Here is a 21,206-nt window from a genome sequence, read left to right as displayed (position 1 = left end):
TTTATGATCGAATTCGGTGATAGAGTCACCGAGTAATAGAATGGCTAGTTACACAGAATTTCGGACAGACTCCAGGACCAAGGTGATGAAGGATCATCACGCTTGACCTGTTATTTATTTCTTTGCCCTTCATTCCATTATCGCGCAAAATCAAACGGGCCTTTCGGCCCGTTTGGTTTAATCTTCATCCCAGCTTAAGGTGCCGCCAGCCTGGTATTCGATGACACGGGTTTCGAAGAAGTTTTTCTCTTTCTTCAAATCCATCATTTCACTCATCCAGGGGAAAGGGTTTTCAGCGCCGGGGTATTGCTCAGGCAGACCGATCTGCGCTAAGCGGCGGTTAGCGATAAAGTGCAGGTATTCTTCGAACATGTCCGCATTCATGCCTAAGATACCGTGCGGCATGGTGTCTTTGGCGTATTGATACTCAAGAGCCACGCCTTCTTTAATCAGCGTAATCATTTCTTCTTTGAACTGCGGTGTCCATAAATGCGGGTTTTCAATTTTAATCTGGTTGATGACATCAATACCAAAATTCATGTGCATGGATTCATCACGCAAAATGTATTGGAATTGTTCGGATGTACCGACCATCTTGTTACGGCGGCCCATGGACAGGATCTGGGTGAACCCGACGTAGAAGAAAATACCTTCGAAAACCACATAGAAAGCGATTAAATCACGCAGCAAACGCTGATCGGCTTCCGGTGTGCCCGTCTGGAAGTTGGGATCGCCAAGACTCTGGGTGAAGGGCAGGGCCCAGGCCGCTTTGTTGGCAACAGCTGGGATTTCACGGTACATGTTAAAGACAGCCGCTTCATCCAGCCGCAGGCTTTCAATGATGTACTGGTAAGCATGGGTGTGCAGTGCCTCTTCGAACGCCTGGCGCAGCAAATACTGACGGCATTCCGGGTTGGTGATATGCCGGTAGACGGCGAGAACCAGGTTATTGGCCACTAATGAATCGGCTGTGGAGAAAAAGCCTAAATTACGTAAAACAATCAGGCGCTCATCCGCGGTTAAGCCATTGGGATCCTGCCATAATGCCACGTCGGCGCTCATGTTGATTTCATTGGGCATCCAGTGGTTGGCGCAGCCTGTCAAGTATTTATCCCAAGCCCACTTGTATTTGAAGGGGACCAGCTGATTTAAATCAGCCCGGCAGTTAATGATTTGTTTGTCATCCACCTGAATACGGCCCGCCCCCATTTCTAACGATTCCAGGCCTGTGGCACCCGTATGACCGGGTGCGCTGACGTGTTGTTCTAGTACTGACATCTGATTCTCCTCAAATTTATTGGCAGGCTTCACAATCCGGATCGAGTATTGAACAGACTTTGGGTTCGTCGATCGATACGGCATTGAGAGCACCGTCAGTAACCGTTGATTTTTCAGCGTTACTGGCGCCTAAGCTGCGTAAATAATAAGTGGTTTTCAAACCCCGTTTCCAGGCATGCTTATAGAGCTGATCCAGTTTCTTGCCAGAAGGCTTGGCCATATAAATATTTAATGACTGCGCCTGGTCAATCCATTTCTGACGACGGGAGCCTGCTTCAACTAACCACATGGGATCAATTTCAAAGGCAGTCGCATAGCGTGCTTTTAATTCAGCCGGAATGCGGTTAATCGGTTGCACGCTGCCATTGAAGTATTTTAAGTCATTGACCATGACTTCATCCCAGAGATTGAGCGCCTTCAAATCAGCCACCAGATAGGGGTTGATCACCGTGAATTCGCCGGACAGGTTGGATTTCACATACAAGTTCTGATAAGTCGGCTCAATGGATTGGGCGACACCGCAGATATTGGAAATCGTCGCAGTCGGAGCGATCGCCATGACGTTGGAGTTGCGCATGCCCTGGGTGCGTACTTTAACACGTAATGGTTCCCAATCAAGATGCTGGGAGCGATCTTGTTCCAGGTATTGATTACGTGCCTGTTGCAGGAGGTTGATGGAATCAATGGGCAGAATGCCTTTGCTCCACAATGATCCTTCGTAAGTAGAGTAACTGCCGCGCTCTTTGGCTAAATCAGAAGAGGCTTCAATGGCGTAATAACTGATCAATTCCATGGACTCATCCGCAAATTCAACAGCCTTTTGTGAAGCATAGTCCAGTTTCAGTTCGTAAAGCGCATCCTGGAAGCCCATCAATCCCAAACCAACGGGGCGATGCTGCAGGTTGGAATGGCGGGCCTGAGGCACGGAGTAATAGTTAATGTCGATGACATTATCGAGCATGCGAACCGCAGTGGTAATCGTGCGTTTTAACTTGGCGCGGTCGATCTGGCCATTGCGGATGTGCGCTGGCAGGTTGATGCTGCCTAAGTTACAGACGGCAATTTCTTCCTGAGAGGTATTGAGTGTAATCTCGGTACACAGGTTGGAGCTATGGATGACTCCGGCGTGCTGCTGCGGTGAACGCAGGTTGCAGGGATCTTTAAAGGTCAGCCAGGGATGCCCGGTTTCAAACAGCATGGACAACATTTTTCGCCACAATTTCTGAGCGGAGAGAGTCTTGACGTTTTTGATTTTACCTTGACGAGCTTTTTCTTCGTAGTCGATGTACAAGGCATCAAAGGCTTGACCGTATTGATCATGCAATTGGGGTACTTCATCCGGTGAGAATAATGTCCACTCGCCGTCTTCTTCGACTCGCTTCATGAACAAGTCAGGAATCCACAGCGCGGTATTCATGTCGTGCGTACGGCGTCGGTCATCACCGGTATTTTTACGCAATTCCAGGAATTCCTCGACATCGCGATGCCAGCATTCCAGATAACCACACACGGCTCCCTTGCGTTTACCGCCCTGGTTAACTGCGACTGCAGTCACGTCTGCCACTTTCATGAATGGAACGACCCCCTGGGACTTGCCATTGGTGCCTTTGATGTGCGAACCCATGGCGCGAACAGGTGTCCAGTCATTGCCCAGACCGCCAGCAAATTTGGATAACAGGGCATTGTCTTTAATGGCGCTGTAAATACCGTCCAGGTTGTCGGGAATGGTGGTTAAATAGCAACTGGACAATTGCGGTCTGATTGTTCCAGAGTTAAACAGCGTCGGCGTGGAAGCCATGTAATCAAACGAGGACAACAATTGATAAAACTCAATGGCTTTGGCTTCGCGATCTTTTTCACGCAAGGCTAACCCCATGGCTACGCGCATGAAAAAGGCCTGTGGCAATTCATAGCGAACCCCTTTCTCATGAATGAAGTAACGGTCATAGAGGGTTTGCAGACTGAGGTAGGTGAACTTCATGTCGCGTTCGGGCAGCAGGGCCGCGGCCATTTTATCCCAATCGAATTCAGCGAGTTTGGTATCCAGAATCCCTTGGGTAATGCCCTGATTCATGTAGGTTTTAAAATAAGCAGGGTAGAGGGCGGCCATCTCGTCAAAGGTGGCTTCCGCCTGAAGGCCCAGTTTGCTCAATGCCTGACTGCGCAAACTGTCAAGCAACAATCGAGCGCTGACGTAGGTGTAATTGGGCTCTTTTTCCACCAGGGTTCGGGCCGCCATAATCAGGGCTTTATGGACGTCATCAAGCTTGGCCTGATTGTAGAGGTTACGCAAGGCATCCTTAATAACGGGTTCGGCACTGACCGATTCGAGGTTACGGCAAGCTTCTTCAACGATGGTGCGGACCCTATCCATATCCAGTGGTCTTAATTCACCGTCCGGCATGGTAATAAGAGGTACTTTACTTTCAGCGGCCTGTTGTTGCAGCTTGGCTTCACGGGCTTTGCGATGTTCTTCGCGATAGAGGACATAGGCGCGCGCCACTTTATACTGGCTGCTGCGCATCAGGGCTAATTCCACCTGATCCTGAATGTCTTCAATGTGGATGGTTCCACCGCTTGGCATACGGCGCTTGAATGCCTGCGTGACTTGTCGTGCAATGCCTTCAATCAGTTCATGAATGCGATTGGACGCAGCCGCATTGGCCCCTTCTTCAGCGATGAAAGCTTTGGTAATCGCTACTTTAATTTTGTTCTCATCATAACTAACCACTTTGCCGTTGCGCTTGATGGTTTTAAGCAACCCAGGGGCATTGGCTGTCAATTCCAGCTGACTGATAGGCGGCACATCTTTTACCGGCTCAAGAAGTTCTGACATGGTTTCTCCCGAGATATTTTTCTTGTTATTTTTCTCTGACGCTTTATTCATAGTAAAGTAAAACCAACCCAATATCTAGTGTGCATCTTATAATTATAGCTCAATATGTTGTGTTTTTCTTGTGGAAAGCAAGGGAATAAGCTGTGGATAAATTGTTGTTAATTTCCAAAAAACCAGGCGTAAGCGATGCTTAGAGTGGACAGAAAAACAAGGAAGTCACAAGCTATTTTTGGGTCTTGACGATAATGGCATCGCTGACATTGGAAAAACCATGAACATTCAAATGAAAGTTTTTCAGCTTCGCATACAGTTGCGTGGAGTTGCCGCCATCGAGATTCAGCGCATTGAGGCAGTTGAGCGGCGGGGCTTTCATGAGTTGCGCCAACTCCGTGGTGGACATGGCGGCATGATCGGTGACGAGGATGATCACATGCCCATCCTGGGTAATCCCCAAAGCTGTGCGTTCTGCCCGGCCGGCTTTAAGCGGCGGGATTTTACCATTAACCAAGAGGCGCGGGCCGCTTTGTACGGCAAAATCAATCTGGTTACTTGCATAAAACTGGCGGGCGCTCGCTAAATAGGCGTGATTGTTTTTAATGTAAAAAACACCCCACCAGCTGATTTGTTTAAGCGGGTTGAGTTGCTTTTTATCTTTAATGCGAAGGCCTAAAGAATTGTAATTGTCATCAAAAAAACCACCGTTAATGGCCAGAGGTGCCTGACTGAACGCGGCAAATTCATCCACGGACGCATACTGTTGCGATAAATCCCGCGCCATCACCAGCGACAGGCGGTTGTCATTGAGATGAATACGAAACGCATGAATATGGGACCAGGGGGTCAGGTAGCCGCTGCCTATGTCCTGATATTCAATCCCGGGGGACAACTCCTGCCAGTTGCTGGCTGCCACGGCAAAATTGAGGACAAGAACCACCATGAGCAGGGTAAATGCCGTTTTTGAAGCTCGCGTTAGCCATTTAAAGGGTGCAATGGTTTTCTTGAGCATAGTAAACTTGTATCCTTGAACCAAACTTTCAGCAGTAAGGGGACTGCCAATGGAAATATCAACGCAAAATAACAAAAGATTACAGGAACAGTCAACCGAGAATTTAAAGGCATTAATGCAGGATGTGCTGGCCCGGGCGAAAGCGAAGGGGGCAAGCGATGCGGCTGTTTCAGTGAATCATGACAGCGGCTTTTCCGTTGACGTGCGCATGAAGGATGTGGAAACCGTCTCCTTCAATGAGGACAAAGGGGTAAGCCTGACTGTTTATTTCGGGCATCGCAAGGGGTCGTCAAGCAGCACGGACACCTCCCCGAAAGCATTGGATGCCATGGTCAATGCCGCGTGTGAAATTGCTAAAGTCAGTGCCGCTGATCCCTGCTTTGGCCTCGCGGACAAAGAGTTAATGACCAAAGAGCACCCTGATCTGGATCTGTATCACCCCTGGGTTATTACCCCGGTGGAAGCCATTGAGCGCGCATTAGCCTGCGAAACGCACGCCTTGGGGCTTGATAAGCGCATTACCAATTCTGACGGTGTCAATTTGGGTACCTACACTTACAGTTACGGTTATGCCAATACCCATGGCGGGGAAGGGATAATGCGCGGTTCCCGCCACAGCTTGAGTTGTTCCCTGATTTCCCGGGAAGGCGAGAGCATGCAGCGCGACTATGACTACACCACCGCGCGTCATGCCAGTGAATTAAAATCCCCCAAAGAATTGGCCGAAAGCGCTGTGGAGCGTGCAGTTAAGCGCCTGGGTGCCCGTAAAATCAAAACCCAAAAACTACCGGTGATTTTTTCTTCCAGAGTGTCCAGCGGCTTAATTTCGAGCTTCATCAGTGCGATAAGCGGTTCTAATTTGTACCGTAAAAATTCATTTTTACTTGATTCCATTGGTAAGCAGGTGTTCCCTCAGGGGTTTAGGATTTATGAACAACCGCGATTATTGCGTGCCTTGGGGAGCTCGGCCTTTGATGGCGAAGGGGTGCCAACCCGAGACAATGTGCTGGTGGAAGACGGGCGGGTATGCCAATACGTGCTGGGCAGCTATTCCGCCCGTCGTTTAGGTTTAAAGACCACCGCAAACAGCGATGGGGTGCATAATCTCACGGTGGATGCCAATGCCGGTGATTTGCAGTCGCTGCTCAAACACATGGGCACGGGCCTGCTGGTCACCGAACTGATGGGGCAGGGCGTCAATGGTTTAACCGGCGACTATTCCCGAGGGGCTACTGGTTTCTGGGTGAAGGATGGTGAAATTCAACATCCAGTAGAAGAAATCACCATAGCCAGTAATTTAAAAGACATGTTCTTGAATATTGCCGCAGTAGGAACGGATATCAATCCCAATATCGCTACCCGCTGCGGGTCAATTTTAGTATCCCAAATGATGGTGGCAGGAGCGTAAGCTGGATGCCGCGGACAAGCCGCGGCAGGTCGGAATGGAGATTTCTGCGGCCTGGTACGCTCTGCTCCTGCGGCTGGCACACTCTGCTCCTGCGGCTGGCACACTCTGCTCCTGCGGCTGGCGCGCTCTGCTCCTGCGGCTTGGCAAAACGTTCTATTTACCGCGACTTGGTCGCGGTATCCAGCAATGGATGCCGGGCCACTGAGAGGAGTAAGAAAATGAAATGGTCTTGGGCGGGAATGACCTCAAGAAGCTCTAATTCTTGTCGCGGAAAATAATACGGCCCTTGCTCAGGTCATAAGGCGTTAATTCGACTTTGACTTTGTCGCCGGTGAGGATACGAATATAATTTTTACGCATGCGGCCAGAAATATGGGCCGTTACAATGTGGCCATTTTCCAGTTCGACTCGAAACATGGTGTTGGGTAAGGTATCAATAACAGTACCCAGCATTTCAATATGATCTTCTTTTGCCATAGCTCTCACAAAAATGGAACGAGAATAAGGCACAAATGATGCACTAAATTATCCATTAAGGCAATAAACTCAATGCGGCTGCCACGATCCCTTGCGTGTTGGGTAAGTCAGGCTTTGCTTCAGAAGCCGCAAAAATTGCGGCCTTTCGACAATCATAGCACCAAGACTCATCAGATGGGCAGTAGGTAATTGGCAGTCAATAAAATCGAATTGCCACTCGGTCAAGGTCTTGCAGAGGTAATACATTGCCATTTTCGACGCATCGCGCTGATAATGAAACATGGATTCTCCAAAAAAGGCGCGTCCCAGGTTTAATCCATAAAGGCCGCCGCACAATTCATTCGTTTCCGACCAGATTTCAAAGGAGTGCGCGTAGCCCAAATGATGGAGCTCGATGTACGCTTCCTGCATCTCGGGCGTTATCCAGGTGTGGTTGTCGCCGCGTCCCTCGCAGGTGGCACAGGCTTTAATGATTTCGGCAAAGTGAGTATCCATGCGAAAAACATGGGGACCTTGCAGGGCCTTTTTGAGACTGCGCGAGGCCTTGAACTGATCCGGTTTCAGCAGCAGGCGTTGTGGTGGTGACCACCACAGGATGGGTGAGCCCGCCTGATACCAGGGGAAAATGCCCTGACTGTAGGCTTCCAGGAGATGGGTTGGCGAAAGGTCTCCGCCTACGGCAAGAAGGCCTTCCTCATCGCTCTGATTTGGATTGGGGAAAACAAAATCGTCACCGATGAGGAAGGTCAAAGGCGCAATGATTATTCTCCCAAATCATCCAGGTATTTTTCGGCATCAAGAGCGGCCATACAGCCAAATCCTGCTGAAGTCACGGCCTGGCGGTACACGTGATCAGCCACATCGCCGCAGGCAAAGACGCCGGGAATATTGGTCGCGGTGGCCATGCCGGCCAGACCTGAACGAATGCTGAGGTAACCATCCTTCATATCGAGCTGCCCTTTAAACAGGGCAGTGTTGGGATCATGTCCTATGGCGATAAAGACGCCGTCCATGGGTAATTCACTGACTTCATTACTGGACACGTGGCGTAAACGCACACCGGTGACTTTCATCTTATCCCCCAGAACCTCTTCCAGGGTGTGATGCCACATCAGTTTGATATTTCCATGCTGTGCTTTTTCAAATAATTTATCCTGTAGAATTTTTTCAGCGCGCAGGCTGTCGCGGCGATGAACCAACGTCACGCTGGCGGCAATATTGGATAAATAAAGGGCTTCTTCCACAGCCGTATTCCCGCCGCCGATGACACAGACTGTTTTATTACGGTAAAAAAAGCCATCGCAGGTGGCACAAGCGGAAACACCGCGTCCCTGATAGGCTTTTTCGGAGTCAAGGCCCAGGTAGCGGGCGGAGGCACCGGTGGCGATAATCAGCGCGTCACAGGTGTAGGTTTCGCTGTCGCCGTGCAGCACGAAAGGTTTTTGCTGCAGTTCTGCTTTGGTGATGTGATCAAAAATAATCCGGGTATCGAAGCGCTCGGCGTGTTTCTGCATGCGCTCCATCAGCGCAGGACCCATCAAGCCTTCGATATCGCCAGGCCAGTTGTCCACTTCCGTGGTGGTGGTCAATTGCCCGCCGGGCTGCATGCCGGTAATAAGGACGGGGTTTAAATTGGCGCGTGCCGCATAAACGGCGGCGGTATAGCCTGCAGGGCCTGAGCCGAGAATTATAAGGCGATGGTGATTGTTACTACTTATCATCTCTGCCTTCCTTCTGAATTATGTTAAGATGCAAAATAGTATGACAAAACAACTGATTTTAAAATAGCTATGGCAAAACAAGACGCAAGTACAAAGGTCGATAACTCGAAAAAGATCCTGCCGACTTTTTTGATACGACGATTAAGCGAAGGCAGTTTCATTCTGATTTTAACCTGTGCATTATTCGTTTTATTATCACTGAATACCTACAGCTTTTCTGATCCCAGCTGGTTTCATGTGACCAAACGCAGTGATGTGGTTCATAATGCGGGCGGCCAGGTTGGCGCTTATGTGGCAGATGCCCTCTACTGGATGTTTGGGTATTTTGCCTACCTGCTGCCTTTGTGTGTGGCTTACGTCGCCTGGGTGATTCTTCAGGATCACCGGGCTTTGCGCACAGTCAATAAACCGGCCCTGATGCTTCGCGCGAGCGGTTTCCTGTTTTTAATGATAGGCGGCTGCAGTTTGTTGAGCCTTGAATCCTCCGTTGATAAGACGTTTGGCCACAGTGCAGGCGGGTGGCTTGGCAATTTGGTTGCCGGTGGTTTTGACTATGCACTTAACCCGCAAGGTGCTGCATTGCTGCTTTTGGCCATTTTATTAGTCGGCGTAACCTGGCTGACGGGGTTGTCCTGGGTGCGGGCTACTGAATTTATTGGTTTTTATACGCTGCGCTTATCGCAAAAGCTTTTTAGAGGGGTGCAGCAATTGACGGCCTTCGCCAAAGCACGGTTTGCCCAGTTTGCAGAGCATAAGGAACCGGTGGCGGTATCCAGGGAACGCAAACCGCCGCTGATAAAAAAGGAGAAGGCAGAGTTGCCTATGCTGAAAGGGCCTTCCCTGGCGGCGGCGCCGACGCCAACTGTGCCGGTGTTTCCTCCGCTGGAAATAACCGCGCCACCAGCTAAAGCCTTGGAAAAGGACACCGTGAAGGAGCCGCGGGAAACGCCCCGAGCCCACAAACCGATTGTTCCGGTATTAGGCAATTTGCCTTCGATTAATCTTCTTGATAAAGGGCAACCCGGCAAAGCTTTGGGCGGCTACACGCATGAGCAACTGGAAACCCTGTCGCGCGATGTCGAACAGCATCTGCTGGATTTTGGTATTCAGGCTGACGTGGTCGCGGTTCATCCCGGGCCGGTTGTCACCCGGTTTGAACTGCAGCTGGCTGCCGGCATCAAAGTAAGCCGCCTGTCTTCACTGGCAAAAGATCTGGCGCGCTCCCTGTCTGTGACCAGTGTTCGGGTGGTGGAGGTTATTCCTGGCAAAACAGTCGTGGGTCTTGAATTACCGAACCAGCACCGTCAGACTGTCCGTTTGTCGGAGGTTTTGTGTTCCGATGTGTACCAGCAGGCCAGTTCGCCCCTCATTCTGGCCCTGGGTGTCGATATCGCAGGTCATCCCATGGTGGTTGATTTAGCCAAAATGCCCCATCTGCTCGTCGCGGGAACCACAGGCTCCGGTAAATCAGTAGGGATTAACGCCATGATTTTAAGCCTGTTGTTTAAGGCGACACCGGATCAGGTGCGCCTCATCATGGTGGATCCCAAAATGCTCGAACTGTCTGTTTATGACGGCATCCCGCATTTACTCACCCCGGTGGTCACGGATATGAAAGAAGCCGCCAGCGCCTTGCGCTGGTGTGTGGGGGAAATGGAAAGACGCTATCGCCTGATGGCCGCGATGGGGGTGCGTAACCTTGCCGGTTTTAATACCAAGATTACCGAAGCCCAGGCTAAGGGCGAACCGTTAAAAGATCCGCTGTGGAAGCCGGTTTCTTCAATGGATGAGTGTGCCCCTGACTTGCAAGCCCTGCCTTATGTTGTGGTAATCATTGATGAGCTAGCCGACATGATGATGGTTGTGGGTAAAAAAGTGGAACAGCTCATTGCCCGTATCGCCCAGAAAGCGCGTGCCGCGGGTATCCATTTGATTTTAGCCACGCAGCGGCCATCGGTGGATGTGCTGACTGGATTAATCAAATCCAATATCCCGACCCGCATGTCATTCCAGGTGTCGTCAAAAATTGATTCCCGTACTATCCTTGATCAACAGGGTGCTGAACAACTGCTTGGTCATGGGGATATGCTTTATCTGGCGCCCGGCAGCGGCGCGCCCTTGCGTGTGCATGGGGCTTTTGTGGATGACAAGGAAGTTCATCGGGTGGCTGATGATTGGCGTGCCCGCGGCGAACCGGAATATATCGATGAGATTACCCAGTTCAGCGGCGACGGTGAGGGTGGCGGCAATGGGGGCTTTGGTGAAGAAAGCCAGGACACGGAAGACGCCGATCCTTTATACGATCAAGCGGTGGAATTTGTACTGCAAACCCGCAAGGCAAGTATCTCGTCCGTCCAGCGGCGGTTAAAAATCGGTTATAACCGTGCTGCCCGTTTAATAGAAGAGATGGAACGTACCGGCATTGTCGGGCCTCTGGAAGGCGGGTATCGGGATGTGCTGGTCGCAACGGTTAATGAGGAATAACACATGAAAAAACTGCTTTTCTCCGTTTTATTGCTGGCATTCAGCACCGCTTACAGTGAACCTGTAGCTGAAGAGCTGCAAGTTAAACTGAATAATATCCGGAGCATGACGGCCAACTTCAGTCAGGTGGTTAAAGCGAAAAAGCGTGAGGTATCCAATTCGCAGGGCACCATGGCGCTTGAGCGCCCGGGGCGTTTTCGCTGGCAGACTAAAAGCCCGATGGAGCAACTTGTGGTGGCTGATAGCAAGAAGCTCTGGGTGTATGACGTGGAGCTTGAGCAGGTCACCGTTAAAAAGCAGGAAAAGGGGTTAGGGGGAACGGCGGCTTTGTTTTTAAGCGGGTATGATGATACCGTGACCCGTGATTTCAATGTCACTGTGTCGAACCAGGGGAAGAACCAACTCTATGATCTGCATGCCAAATCGCCTAAGGAAAATTTTCAGCAGGTGAAACTCCTTTTTAATAAGGACATGTTAATCGGTATTGAATTGTTTGATCAGCTCGGTCAACACACGGTGGTTAAATTGACCAATATTAAATCTAATCCTAAACTGGCTGGCCGTTTATTTCAGTTTAAGCCGCCTAAAGGAGTGGATGTGGTGCAGCAATGAACCTGTTTAATGACCAACCCCATGCCCCGCTGGCGGAGCGTCTGCGCCCTGAGCATTGGGATGAAGTCATCGGTCAGTCGCATCTGCTGGGACCTGGTAAACCCTTAAGGCTGGCTTTTGAAACCGGTAAGCCGCATTCCATGATTCTTTGGGGTCCGCCGGGCGTTGGCAAAACCACGTTGGCTAAACTCAGTGCCAAAGCCTTTGATTGCGAATGGATTGCTTTATCCGCAGTGTTTTCTGGTGTAAAAGACATTCGCACTGCCGTAGAGGAAGCGAAAACCTTTCTGATGCAAGGGCGACAAACCGTCTTGTTTATTGATGAAATTCATCGCTTTAATAAATCGCAGCAGGATGCGCTGTTGCCATTTACAGAATCCGGCCTCATCACCTTTATTGGCGCGACCACCGAAAATCCATCCTTTGAAGTCAACAGAGCCCTGTTATCCCGGGCTCAGGTTTATGTGCTTAAATCATTAAGTGATGACGAGTTATCGCAATTACTGCAGCGCGCACAAGCCATGCTGTCCCCTGTGCAATTCGATGAACAAGCCAGCGAGCAGCTTATTGCCATGGCTGATGGCGATGCCAGGCGTTTATTGAATTTGGTTGAGCAGGCAGCTACTGCGGCTCACGCTAAAAAAGAGCATCCGATCACGCTTGATTTTTTACATCATGCGCTGGCCTCCTCGCTGCGGCGGTTTGATAAAGGGGGTGATTATTTTTATGATCAGATCTCAGCCTTGCATAAATCGGTACGTGGTTCCAACCCGGATGCGGCTCTCTATTGGCTGGCCCGCATGCTGGATGGCGGTGTGGATCCCTATTATCTTTCCCGCCGTATCGTGCGTATGGCCTGGGAAGACATCGGCTTGGCGGATCCTAAAGCCATGCAGATTGCCAATGACGCCGCGGAAACGTATGAGCGTTTAGGTTCGCCGGAAGGCGAATTGGCTTTGGCCCAAGCGGTTATCTACCTGGCTGTGGCTGCTAAAAGTAATGCAGGGTATAAGGCTTTTAATCGCGCATGGGAATTTGTAAAACAGGATAAATCACGAGAAGTGCCGCTGCATTTACGTAACGCGCCGACTAAGCTCATGAAAAAAATAGGGCATGGCCATGATTACCGTTATGCTCATGATGAGCCTCATGCTTACGCTGCGGGCGAAAACTATTTTCCGGAGGGGATGAAGGCGCCTGGCTGGTATCAGCCAGTCCCTCGCGGCCTTGAAATCAAAATTGCAGAAAAGCTGGCCTTTCTGCGTCATCTGGATGAGGAGTATAAAACTAAAAAATAACCTCCCTGGATTAGGCAACGTCCCTGAAGTTTTTTTAAACAAGATTTAATCTTGAATTGAGCACAGATTTTTCAATTTCACTTCGATCTGCCCCCTCTCCGCGATGGAGCTTTGCTAGTATGATGATGCCTGTCGCGGGAGAGGGTTTGGGGAGAGGGCAATGGGCAAATCCATGCTAAGACAAAGAGCCCGTAATTTACGGAAAAACAGCACCAATGCAGAAAGACATCGTTGGTATCATCTTCGAGCGAATAGACTCGGATTTAAATTCAAAAGACAAGTGCCAATAGGTGCCTATATCGTTGCCTAGTTTTTTTATGATTCGGCTTTTCTTTTTCCTTGCCGGGATTTATCTGGGATTCGTTCTTTTCTTCTTTAAAAAAAGTATTTTTTCTCGGTGGAAGTGCACTATCGTCATAAGAAAGTCTTTCTTCGCTGGTCTGAATCCATGTTGCGTTTTATCAGCGGCTAAGTCTTTTTCTCGCATATCAACCCCTTAAATACTCGCAAAGTATAGACAATGGCTAATCAGTATGTTGTTATCAAAGGAGGGCTGTCAGCGACCAGCTCGTAAAAAATTTGACTTTTATGCCTTCTAGACTGTCAATTCCATGACATAATCGATTTTTTTTGCAATTAATAGTTTGATTTTAATAATATTTTTAATTTGGCCTAATCTTTGCTAGAGTCGAATTAAAACGTATAAAAAGAACGACAATGAACACAGTCATTGACAGAAAAGAACAACGTCCTTCTACCCTGCCAGAGAGGGAAATTCTTGGCTGCCTTCCCTGCGGTTTAATTGTACTGAATACCCAGGGTGTCATTACCTGGCTTAATCAGGCCGCCAGTCATTTACTGGGCGGTGATTTACGCGGTGAATTATGGCTTGAGGTCATTCATCGCGTGTTCTCGCCGCGGGCAGATGATGGCCATGAAGTGTCTTTGGTGGATGGGCGCCGGGTTAATGTTTCCATTTCTTCGCTGGAGAGTGTGCCTGGGCAGCTGGTCACGCTCATTGATTTAACAACAACCCGGGCTTATGAGGACGCCAAAGCAAGTCAGGATCGGTTGATGATGATTGGCCGCATGACGGCACAATTGGCGCATCAAATTCGCACGCCCCTGGCTTCTGCCCGTCTCTATACCGACCATCTGCAGCAACAGGTGACGGAAGAGCGGTGCCTGCAATGGCTATCTCGTCTGCAGGATTGTCATGCAAGCATTGAACAGCAGATTGCCGATTTATTGCTTTTTGCCCGGGGGGAAGCCCTGGTCCTGACCGCCACTGATCTCAGGCAATGGAGTTATCGCTTTTTAGAACGGGTTTATACCCTCCTTGATGATCAAAAAATTAAATTGGAAATCAATAACCGATTGCCGCCCGTCATGTGGCACCTTCACAGTGAGTCTTTGATTGGAGCGCTGCTGAATCTGATTAACAATTCGCTGCAGGCAAAAGCCGACGCCCTCAAAATTACGCTTCAGTTGCAGACGGGCGAAGGGGTAACCATCCAGATTGAAGATAATGGTTCTGGTTTATCCGAGGAGGCAAAGCGCCAGGCGTTTACTCCCTTTTTTACCACCAAAGCCCAGGGAACAGGATTGGGACTCACAGTGGTACAGGCTGTGGCCAAAGCCCATGGCGGGCAGGTTATTCTCGACTCCTCGCCCGGTGACGGTTGTTGTGTAACAATTCATTTAATGGGATGACAAAAAGAGGATTTGTTCATGAGCGACGTATTAATTGTTGAAGATGATCCAGTTTTACGCGAAGCTTTGGGTGAAACAATGAGCCTGGCTGGTCATTCTTTTCTGGCTGCCCGTGATGGCAAAGAGGCTTTGGCCATGTTGGAGCGTCACAGTCCCGCCATCGTATTGAGCGACATTCGTATGGATAAAATGGACGGGCAACAATTGCTGTCCGAGATTCAGCGCCGTAATCCCGGCGTTCCTGTCATTTTAATGACTGCCCATGGCTCGATTGATGATGCGGTCCATGCCATTCGTCAAGGGGCGGTGGATTATCTGCAGAAGCCCTTCAGTGCCCATACATTGACTGAAAAAATTAATCACTACATTAAACCCCTGTTCACGGATGATTCAGAGCCGATTGCCCAGGATCCCAAAAGCCTGGCACTCATGTCCATGGCCTTAAGGGTCGCGCAGTCGGATGTAGGCGTGATGATTACTGGCGAGAGCGGCACGGGTAAAGAAGTTCTGGCTCATTTCATCCATGATCATTCCCCCCGCCGCGAGCACCCGTTCATTGCCATTAATTGCGCGGCCATCCCGGAGCAAATGCTCGAAGCCACGCTTTTCGGTTATGAAAAAGGCTCGTTTACCGGCGCCTACAAATCGACACCGGGTAAATTTGAACAGGCCCAGGGTGGTACGTTGTTACTCGATGAAGTCAGTGAAATGAGTCTTGCCCTGCAGGCTAAACTCTTACGGGTATTGCAGGAAAAAGAGGTTGAGCGGATTGGTGCCAATAAAATGATTAGCCTCGATGTCCGGGTATTGGCAACCAGTAACCGCCAGTTACTGGATGAGGTGAAAGCAGGGCGGTTTCGTGAAGATTTATTCTACCGTCTGAATGTTTTCCCCCTGCATTGGTTACCGCTTCGAGAGCGCCCCAATGACATTATTCCCCTGGCTAATTATTTAATACGCCGTCACTGCCAGAATAACCTGCCGGTAACCCCGGCATTAAGTGATGGTGCCAGGCAGGCCTTGCTTCGTTATGGCTGGCCTGGAAATGCCCGCGAATTGGATAATGTGGTGCAAAGGGCGCTGGTTTTGCAAACGCAGAATGTCATTGAACCGGAGCATTTGCAATTACCGGATGGTTCTCCCGCCGCCGGTACTAAAAAAGAAGTTAAAAATTTGCAGAATCATGAATTTGATTTGATTGAACAGATTTTAAAAGAGCATCAGGGGAATCGTCAGCAAGTGGCGGCTATTCTGGGTGTCAGTGAACGCACGTTGCGTTATAAGCTCGCGAGGATGCGCGAAGAGGGGTATTTCGTTTAAATTTTGGTCATATTTGACGGCCATTGCAAGGCGCGTAATGATAGAAGTTGGGGTAGGGGTTATTCATAAGTATCGTATCATTAAAAGGACAGCATGATGAGTGATATTAATACCGTATCCTTGTTGAATCAGATGAAAATCATGGCCAGTGAGGCACAAGGAAGAAGTGTGGAATTTGCAAACGATCAGGTACAGTTTAATGATATTTTTCAAAAGACACTGGGTGAAGTAAATGCTTTACAACAGACATCGGATGGTTTGAAGGCGCGGTTTGAATTGGGCGATCCCAATGTCAGTATCGGTGAGGTGATGATTGCTGGTCAGAAAGCCAATCTGGGCTTTGAGGCGGCTTTACGCGTGCGAAACCGTTTCGTGCAGGCCTACCAGGATATTATGAATATGCCGATTTAAAGTAAGGTCATTCAGGTCGACAGGAGTTAATCATGGCATTGGCTGACAGCGCGTCAAAAGCGGCCGCGAAATTTGCAAGTCTCTCGATCATGAGGCAGTTGGGCTTGCTGGTTGGGCTTGCAGCCAGCGTGGCAATTGGCCTGGGAGTGGTCTTATGGTCGCGCGAGCCAAGCTACATGCCCTTGTACAGCCAACTCAGTCACCGTGATTCGGCTGATGTGGTCGACGTGCTGCAACGTAATGCGATAAGCTTTAAAGTGGACGAAACCAATGGCATGATTCTCGTGCCCACCAATCAGGTTCAGACCGCACGCATGAAACTGGCTGCAGAAGGTTTACCTCGTGGTAGCGGCGGCAGCTTTGAATTATTTGGAGGCAATAATTCATTCAGTACCAGCCAGTTTATGGAGAACGCACGCTACATTCAGGCGTTGGAAGCGGAACTGGCACGAACTATCAGCCAGTTTCACGACATCAAGTCGGCGCGGGTTCATCTTGCTATTCCGCGTGAATCAGCCTTTGTAAGGGATACGCGTCAGCCGAGCGCATCGGTGTTTATTGATGTCTATTCTGGCGTCGAAATCAAAAAACAGACTATTGCGTCCATTATTAACCTTGTCGCCTCCAGTATCCCAAGCCTCTCGGCCAGCCGCGTGACAGTGGTGGATCAGAACGGCCAATTATTAAGTGAGGGCGGCGGGCAGACCCTGTTTACCGAAACGGAGCGATTCCTTGATTACCGGCAAACGCTGGAACAACAATACGCGCAGAAAATTCAGGATATATTAACGCCGCTTTTAGGATACGGGCGGGTCAGCGCCAAGGTTTCGGCTGATATCGACTTTACCTCCTATGAGCAAACCCAGGAAATGTATAACCCCGAACTGCCGGCGGTTCGCAGTGAGCAATTGGTTCAGGATAACCGCAATGTAGGTCCTAATGCGGCCAGCGGTGTTCCCGGTGCCTTGTCCAATACGCCGCCTGCCAATTCCACGTTAACGCCGGTCAGGAACCGTAACATCAATTCGCAGGCCATGACGAACCAGGATATTGAAGCCAATATGGTGCATAAAGAAAGCACCAAGAATTTTGAATTGGACAAAACCGTTAGTCACACCAAAAATCAACCCGGAACCATCAGACGCTTAACGGTAGCCGTGTTAGTGGATAACCGCTCGGTCATGAATGAAAAAACCAAGAAAATGGAAGTGAAACCCCTGTCCAAAGCGGAACTGGATCAGGTCAAAATACTGGTAGCCGATGCCATTGGCTTAAACCCTGAACGTGGCGATAGCTTAAATGTAGTGAACAGCAATTTTGTGAAGCCTGAGCCCATTGAACAATTGCCTGAGCCTCGTTTCTGGCAAAAAGACAGTTTTTGGTCAATTATTAAACAAGTACTGAGTGGTTTGTTTGTACTGGCCATCGTGTTTGGTGTACTGAGGCCTTTATTCAAAACCTTGGCTCATTCCCGCCGCGAAGAAGAAAGCGGACATACGGAAGCGCCGAGCGCCTTGTCTTATGAAGGAAAGGGATTGCCACCCAATCTCAGCGATTATGACCAGCAGTTACACCTGCTCAGACAAGTCGTGGACAAAGAGCCCAAACGGGTAGCGCAAGTAGTAAAAACCTGGGTTGATCGGGGGTAAGTAATATGGACGGTATTGAGCGGGCAGCGATTTTGTTATTAGGCATGGGCGAAAAAAATGCCTCGGAAGTCATGAAGCACCTTGAGCCCAGGCAGGTCCAGAAAGTCGGTATGGCTATTTCCAACATGAGTAACGTCAGTAAGGCCAAAATGCAGAACGTGCTCAGCGAATTTTTAAATGCCATCGAGGAACAAAGCAGCCTCACGGTAGATACTGAAAACTACCTGCGTACGGTACTGATTAACGCCCTGGGTGAGGAAAAAGCCATTCCATTTATTGATCGTATTCTTATTTCTGACAAAGACAGCGGCCTTAACCGCTTAAAGTGGCTGGATGCCCGTCTGATTGCGGATGTTATCCGTAACGAACATCCCCAGATTATTGCCACGATCCTTATCCACTTAGACAGCGAGCAATCGGCGGAAGTGGTTAGTTATTTCGCGGCAGAGAAACGGGCGGAGGTGCTGCTTCGCATGTGCAATATCGATACGGTCAAGCCCGAAGCGATTTCGGAATTGGGTCATGTCATTGAAAAGCAGTTAAGCGGCCAAAAAGTCGCGAAAACAGCTTCTGTGGGCGGTATCAAGAGTGTGGCGGACGTGATTAACTTTCTAGACGGGGCTGTGGAAGCGGAAGTACTTGAAAAAATCAATGAATGGGATCAGGAGTTATGCGACAAGATTAAGGACAAAATGTTTGTCTTTGAAAATTTGGTCGATATGGATAACCGCAGCGTGCAAACCCTGCTTCGCGATGTCACCACGGAGCAGTTAATGCTGGCCTTAAAGGGAACGACCGAGCCGGTGAAGGAAAAAATATTCACCAACATGTCAAAACGGGCTGCCGATTTGCTGCGTGAAGACTTGGAAATGCAGGGGCCGGTCAAAGTCAGCGATGTTGAAAAGGCCCAGCGTGATATCCTGGCGGTGGCGAGAAGCCTCGCCGAAGAAGGCAAGATTTCCTTAGGCACCAAGGGTGGTGAGGAAATGATCTAATCATTTTTGGGATAAGACCTTATGAACAAGGATTTTCAACCCCTGTATGATGAACCCAATAAAGAGGAATTCAGCGTTTGGGAATATAAAAAGGATGAAAAGCCTGTCAAGGATCCTGCGGCGGACGAGCAGGCTATCCTGGCTGCCGAATGCGAACGCCTGCGCGAGGAGGCGAAAGCCAAAGGGTACCAGGAAGGATTGCAGCAGGCTCAGCAAGAAATCAATGAACTGAGGGAGGAGTTAAAGCAGTGGCTTGAGTTTATCCAAAATCCAGTGCAATTGGTGGATAAACAGGTCAGTGAAGAAATCATTAAAACCATCATCTGGCTTTGTGAAGCCTGCATTGGTATCGAAATTTCCAACTCCCCGGAAAAACTGCTGCTTCTGCTTGAAGAAATCAAGAAAGAATTGCCAAGCCTTCGTCGCGATCAACAACTGGTGATGAATACGGAAGATGTTGAATGGTTAAAAAGTCAGTTGAGCCATAAATACCGCGATATCATTGCGATTTTAGTGAGTGATTCCACCCTGTCGCGCGGTGATTTTTATTTAAGAAACGAGTACAGCGAGCTGGATGGCACCTTAAAAACCCGATTGATGAATTTATTCAGCGCCCATCTGGGTTCTCTAACCCTTGATATTATTGAAGACGAATAATGGCTATTTACGAATCGCGCCTGTTGGATGCCTTAAAAAAATTCCGTCAAGTTCCGGATTCTGGACTCAGGCATTGCGGCCATGTGAGCCGGGCTGTTGGTTTAACCCTTGAAGCCAAGGGGTTTCATTACCCGGTTGGTGCGCGTTGCTGGGTAAAATTAAATGATACGGAGCGGGTAGAAGCTGAAATTGTCGGCTTTGACGGCGAATGCGCTTACCTGATGTCCATTGGCCAGACTCAAGGGATTGGCCCGGGCATGCTCATTACCCCAAGCGGCCGCGTCGCGCATGTGAAAGTCGGGGGGCAGCTGCTGGGGCGAATCTTAAATGGTGCCGGCGTCCCCATCGATGGCGGCGAGCCCCTGGTGGCGGCAGAAAGCTACCCCCTGACCAGTGCCCCGTTTAACCCGTTGCAGCGGGCGCCGATTACTACAGCGATGGATGTCGGTATTCGGGCGATTAATGGCCTGCTAACCGTCGGTCGCGGTCAACGGCTTGGCTTGTTTGCGGGCAGTGGTGTTGGTAAATCCGTGCTTCTCAGTATGATGACCCGCTTTACAGCGGCTGATTTGGTGGTCGTAGGGCTTATCGGTGAACGGGGACGCGAGGTGAAGGAATTCATTGAGTGCAACCTGGGGGAAGACGGTTTAAAACGGGCTGTTGTCGTTGCCGCCCCCGCCGATGAGAGTCCATTGATGCGCCTGCATGGCGCCATGGTCGCAACCAGCATTGCCGAATATTTTCGTGATCAGGGAAAGCATGTGTTGCTGCTCATGGACTCCCTGACCCGCTTTGCCCAGGCTCAGCGGGAAATTGCCTTATCCATAGGCGAGCCGCCAGCCACTAAAGGTTACCCGCCGTCTGTGTTTGCCAAATTACCGCAACTGGTTGAACGGGCAGGAAATGGCAAGGAAGCAGGGGGCTCCATTACCGCGTTTTATACTGTTTTAACAGAGGGGGACGACCAGCAGGATCCGATTGCCGATGCCGCCCGTGCCATCCTTGATGGCCACATTGTGTTAAGCCGGGAGTTGGCGGAATCGGGGCAGTACCCGGCGATTGATTTGGAGGCTTCCATAAGCCGGGTGATGCCGGCTATCGCAGATCCTAAACAAATGAGCCAGACTTTATTGCTTAAAAAATATTTATCCATCTACGAAAAAAATAAGGACTTGGTCTTGCTTGGAGCGTACACCAAAGGAACTGATAAACAACTCGATAAGGCCATTGCCTATCGCGAAGCCATCAGCAACTACATTGCCCAGGGGATGAATGAAGCGGTCAACTATGAAGAAAGTCTGGTACAACTGGAGGCCTTGGCCTCGAGTCTGGAGCGCTAAG

17 protein-coding genes and 1 pseudogene are annotated in these 21,206 nt (G+C 49.7%); 12 read left to right on the top strand and 6 right to left on the bottom strand.

The window, feature by feature from the left end; translation table 11 throughout:
• Window positions 1-177 precede the first annotated feature (177 nt).
• The 3 genes from Lery_RS10805 to Lery_RS10795 all read right to left on the bottom strand — a co-directional run bounded on the left by Lery_RS10805 (window position 178) and on the right by Lery_RS10795 (window position 5,051).
• Window positions 178-1,278 (bottom strand): ribonucleotide-diphosphate reductase subunit beta, encoded by a 1,101-nt coding sequence (locus Lery_RS10805; RefSeq protein ID WP_058527266.1) that lies wholly within the window; start codon window positions 1,276-1,278, stop codon window positions 178-180.
• 16 nt (window positions 1,279-1,294) lie between these two features.
• The gene (locus Lery_RS10800; RefSeq protein ID WP_058527265.1) at window positions 1,295-4,114 is read right to left on the bottom strand and encodes a ribonucleoside-diphosphate reductase subunit alpha; all 2,820 of its coding nucleotides are present in this window, start codon (window positions 4,112-4,114) and stop codon (window positions 1,295-1,297) included.
• A gap of 223 nt (window positions 4,115-4,337) precedes the next feature.
• Entirely contained in the window at window positions 4,338-5,051 is a 714-nt protein-coding gene (locus Lery_RS10795; RefSeq protein WP_065230294.1) for a phosphodiester glycosidase family protein, read from the bottom strand.
• A 118-nt stretch (window positions 5,052-5,169) separates the two neighbouring features.
• On the opposite strand from Lery_RS10795, the gene pmbA reads away from it, so the two are divergent.
• A complete protein-coding gene (pmbA, locus tag Lery_RS10790) occupies window positions 5,170-6,528 on the top strand; it encodes a metalloprotease PmbA (RefSeq protein ID WP_058527263.1) in 1,359 nt (452 codons plus the stop codon).
• 255 nt (window positions 6,529-6,783) lie between these two features.
• Here the strand turns inward: pmbA and infA are convergent, their stop codons facing one another.
• From infA to trxB, 3 genes are all read right to left on the bottom strand, one after another.
• On the bottom strand, window positions 6,784-7,005 hold the full coding sequence (infA, locus tag Lery_RS10785; protein WP_058527262.1) for a translation initiation factor IF-1: 222 nt from the start codon (window positions 7,003-7,005) through the stop codon (window positions 6,784-6,786).
• A 69-nt stretch (window positions 7,006-7,074) separates the two neighbouring features.
• Window positions 7,075-7,755, bottom strand: a complete 681-nt coding sequence (aat, locus tag Lery_RS10780) for a leucyl/phenylalanyl-tRNA--protein transferase (protein WP_237759212.1) — start codon at window positions 7,753-7,755, stop codon at window positions 7,075-7,077.
• 11 nt (window positions 7,756-7,766) lie between these two features.
• Window positions 7,767-8,726 carry a thioredoxin-disulfide reductase gene (trxB, locus tag Lery_RS10775; protein ID WP_420324162.1) on the bottom strand — a complete coding sequence of 320 codons (960 nt, stop codon included), beginning with the start codon at window positions 8,724-8,726 and terminating at the stop codon, window positions 7,767-7,769.
• Window positions 8,727-8,795: 69 nt separating this feature from the next.
• Here trxB and Lery_RS10770 point away from each other — a divergent pair, with 69 nt between their 5' ends.
• The 11 genes and pseudogenes from Lery_RS10770 (at window position 8,796) to fliI (ending at window position 21,205) form a co-directional block, all read left to right on the top strand.
• The gene (locus Lery_RS10770; RefSeq protein ID WP_058527261.1) at window positions 8,796-11,210 is read left to right on the top strand and encodes a DNA translocase FtsK; all 2,415 of its coding nucleotides are present in this window, start codon (window positions 8,796-8,798) and stop codon (window positions 11,208-11,210) included.
• A gap of 3 nt (window positions 11,211-11,213) precedes the next feature.
• The gene (gene lolA, locus Lery_RS10765) at window positions 11,214-11,822 is read left to right on the top strand and encodes an outer membrane lipoprotein periplasmic chaperone LolA (protein WP_058527260.1); all 609 of its coding nucleotides are present in this window, start codon (window positions 11,214-11,216) and stop codon (window positions 11,820-11,822) included.
• Complete coding sequence (locus Lery_RS10760; RefSeq protein WP_058527259.1) at window positions 11,819-13,120, top strand: replication-associated recombination protein A; 1,302 nt, start codon at window positions 11,819-11,821, stop codon at window positions 13,118-13,120. Before lolA ends, Lery_RS10760 begins: the two co-directional genes overlap by 4 nt.
• Window positions 13,121-13,280: 160 nt before the next feature.
• A pseudogene (locus Lery_RS15055) lies at window positions 13,281-13,424 on the top strand (DUF559 domain-containing protein); the annotation flags it as partial.
• A gap of 413 nt (window positions 13,425-13,837) precedes the next feature.
• Window positions 13,838-14,833 (top strand): sensor histidine kinase, encoded by a 996-nt coding sequence (locus tag Lery_RS10755; protein ID WP_058527258.1) that lies wholly within the window; start codon window positions 13,838-13,840, stop codon window positions 14,831-14,833.
• 18 nt (window positions 14,834-14,851) lie between these two features.
• The gene (locus tag Lery_RS10750; protein WP_058527257.1) at window positions 14,852-16,153 is read left to right on the top strand and encodes a sigma-54-dependent transcriptional regulator; all 1,302 of its coding nucleotides are present in this window, start codon (window positions 14,852-14,854) and stop codon (window positions 16,151-16,153) included.
• 96 nt (window positions 16,154-16,249) lie between these two features.
• On the top strand, window positions 16,250-16,564 hold the full coding sequence (gene fliE, locus Lery_RS10745; RefSeq protein WP_058527256.1) for a flagellar hook-basal body complex protein FliE: 315 nt from the start codon (window positions 16,250-16,252) through the stop codon (window positions 16,562-16,564).
• Window positions 16,565-16,596: 32 nt separating this feature from the next.
• A complete protein-coding gene (gene fliF, locus Lery_RS10740; RefSeq protein ID WP_058527255.1) occupies window positions 16,597-18,213 on the top strand; it encodes a flagellar basal-body MS-ring/collar protein FliF in 1,617 nt (538 codons plus the stop codon).
• Window positions 18,214-18,218: 5 nt separating this feature from the next.
• Window positions 18,219-19,208 (top strand): flagellar motor switch protein FliG, encoded by a 990-nt coding sequence (gene fliG / locus Lery_RS10735; protein WP_058527254.1) that lies wholly within the window; start codon window positions 18,219-18,221, stop codon window positions 19,206-19,208.
• 21 nt (window positions 19,209-19,229) lie between these two features.
• Window positions 19,230-19,865 carry a FliH/SctL family protein gene (locus Lery_RS10730; protein ID WP_058527253.1) on the top strand — a complete coding sequence of 212 codons (636 nt, stop codon included), beginning with the start codon at window positions 19,230-19,232 and terminating at the stop codon, window positions 19,863-19,865.
• Window positions 19,865-21,205 (top strand): flagellar protein export ATPase FliI, encoded by a 1,341-nt coding sequence (gene fliI / locus Lery_RS10725; RefSeq protein ID WP_058527252.1) that lies wholly within the window; start codon window positions 19,865-19,867, stop codon window positions 21,203-21,205. The genes Lery_RS10730 and fliI overlap by 1 nt, the downstream gene beginning before the upstream one ends.
• The last annotated feature ends 1 nt before the right edge of the window (window position 21,206 follow it).

Source organism: Legionella erythra (genome assembly GCF_001467615.1).
GTDB lineage: Bacteria > Pseudomonadota > Gammaproteobacteria > Legionellales > Legionellaceae > Legionella_C > Legionella_C erythra.
This window is presented reverse-complemented; position numbering and strand designations above follow the sequence as displayed.

Coding starts and splice junctions, on each gene's coding strand:
- Lery_RS10805 (WP_058527266.1), bottom strand. CDS start 1,278: ATGTCAGTACTAGAACAACACGTCAGCGCACCCGGTCATACGGGTGCC.
- Lery_RS10800 (WP_058527265.1), bottom strand. CDS start 4,114: ATGTCAGAACTTCTTGAGCCGGTAAAAGATGTGCCGCCTATCAGTCAG.
- Lery_RS10795 (WP_065230294.1), bottom strand. CDS start 5,051: ATGGTGGTTCTTGTCCTCAATTTTGCCGTGGCAGCCAGCAACTGGCAG.
- pmbA (WP_058527263.1), top strand. CDS start 5,170: ATGGAAATATCAACGCAAAATAACAAAAGATTACAGGAACAGTCAACC.
- infA (WP_058527262.1), bottom strand. CDS start 7,005: ATGGCAAAAGAAGATCATATTGAAATGCTGGGTACTGTTATTGATACC.
- trxB (WP_420324162.1), bottom strand. CDS start 8,726: ATGATAAGTAGTAACAATCACCATCGCCTTATAATTCTCGGCTCAGGC.
- Lery_RS10770 (WP_058527261.1), top strand. CDS start 8,796: ATGGCAAAACAAGACGCAAGTACAAAGGTCGATAACTCGAAAAAGATC.
- lolA (WP_058527260.1), top strand. CDS start 11,214: ATGAAAAAACTGCTTTTCTCCGTTTTATTGCTGGCATTCAGCACCGCT.
- Lery_RS10760 (WP_058527259.1), top strand. CDS start 11,819: ATGAACCTGTTTAATGACCAACCCCATGCCCCGCTGGCGGAGCGTCTG.
- Lery_RS10755 (WP_058527258.1), top strand. CDS start 13,838: ATGAACACAGTCATTGACAGAAAAGAACAACGTCCTTCTACCCTGCCA.
- Lery_RS10750 (WP_058527257.1), top strand. CDS start 14,852: ATGAGCGACGTATTAATTGTTGAAGATGATCCAGTTTTACGCGAAGCT.
- fliE (WP_058527256.1), top strand. CDS start 16,250: ATGAGTGATATTAATACCGTATCCTTGTTGAATCAGATGAAAATCATG.
- fliF (WP_058527255.1), top strand. CDS start 16,597: ATGGCATTGGCTGACAGCGCGTCAAAAGCGGCCGCGAAATTTGCAAGT.
- fliG (WP_058527254.1), top strand. CDS start 18,219: ATGGACGGTATTGAGCGGGCAGCGATTTTGTTATTAGGCATGGGCGAA.
- Lery_RS10730 (WP_058527253.1), top strand. CDS start 19,230: ATGAACAAGGATTTTCAACCCCTGTATGATGAACCCAATAAAGAGGAA.
- fliI (WP_058527252.1), top strand. CDS start 19,865: ATGGCTATTTACGAATCGCGCCTGTTGGATGCCTTAAAAAAATTCCGT.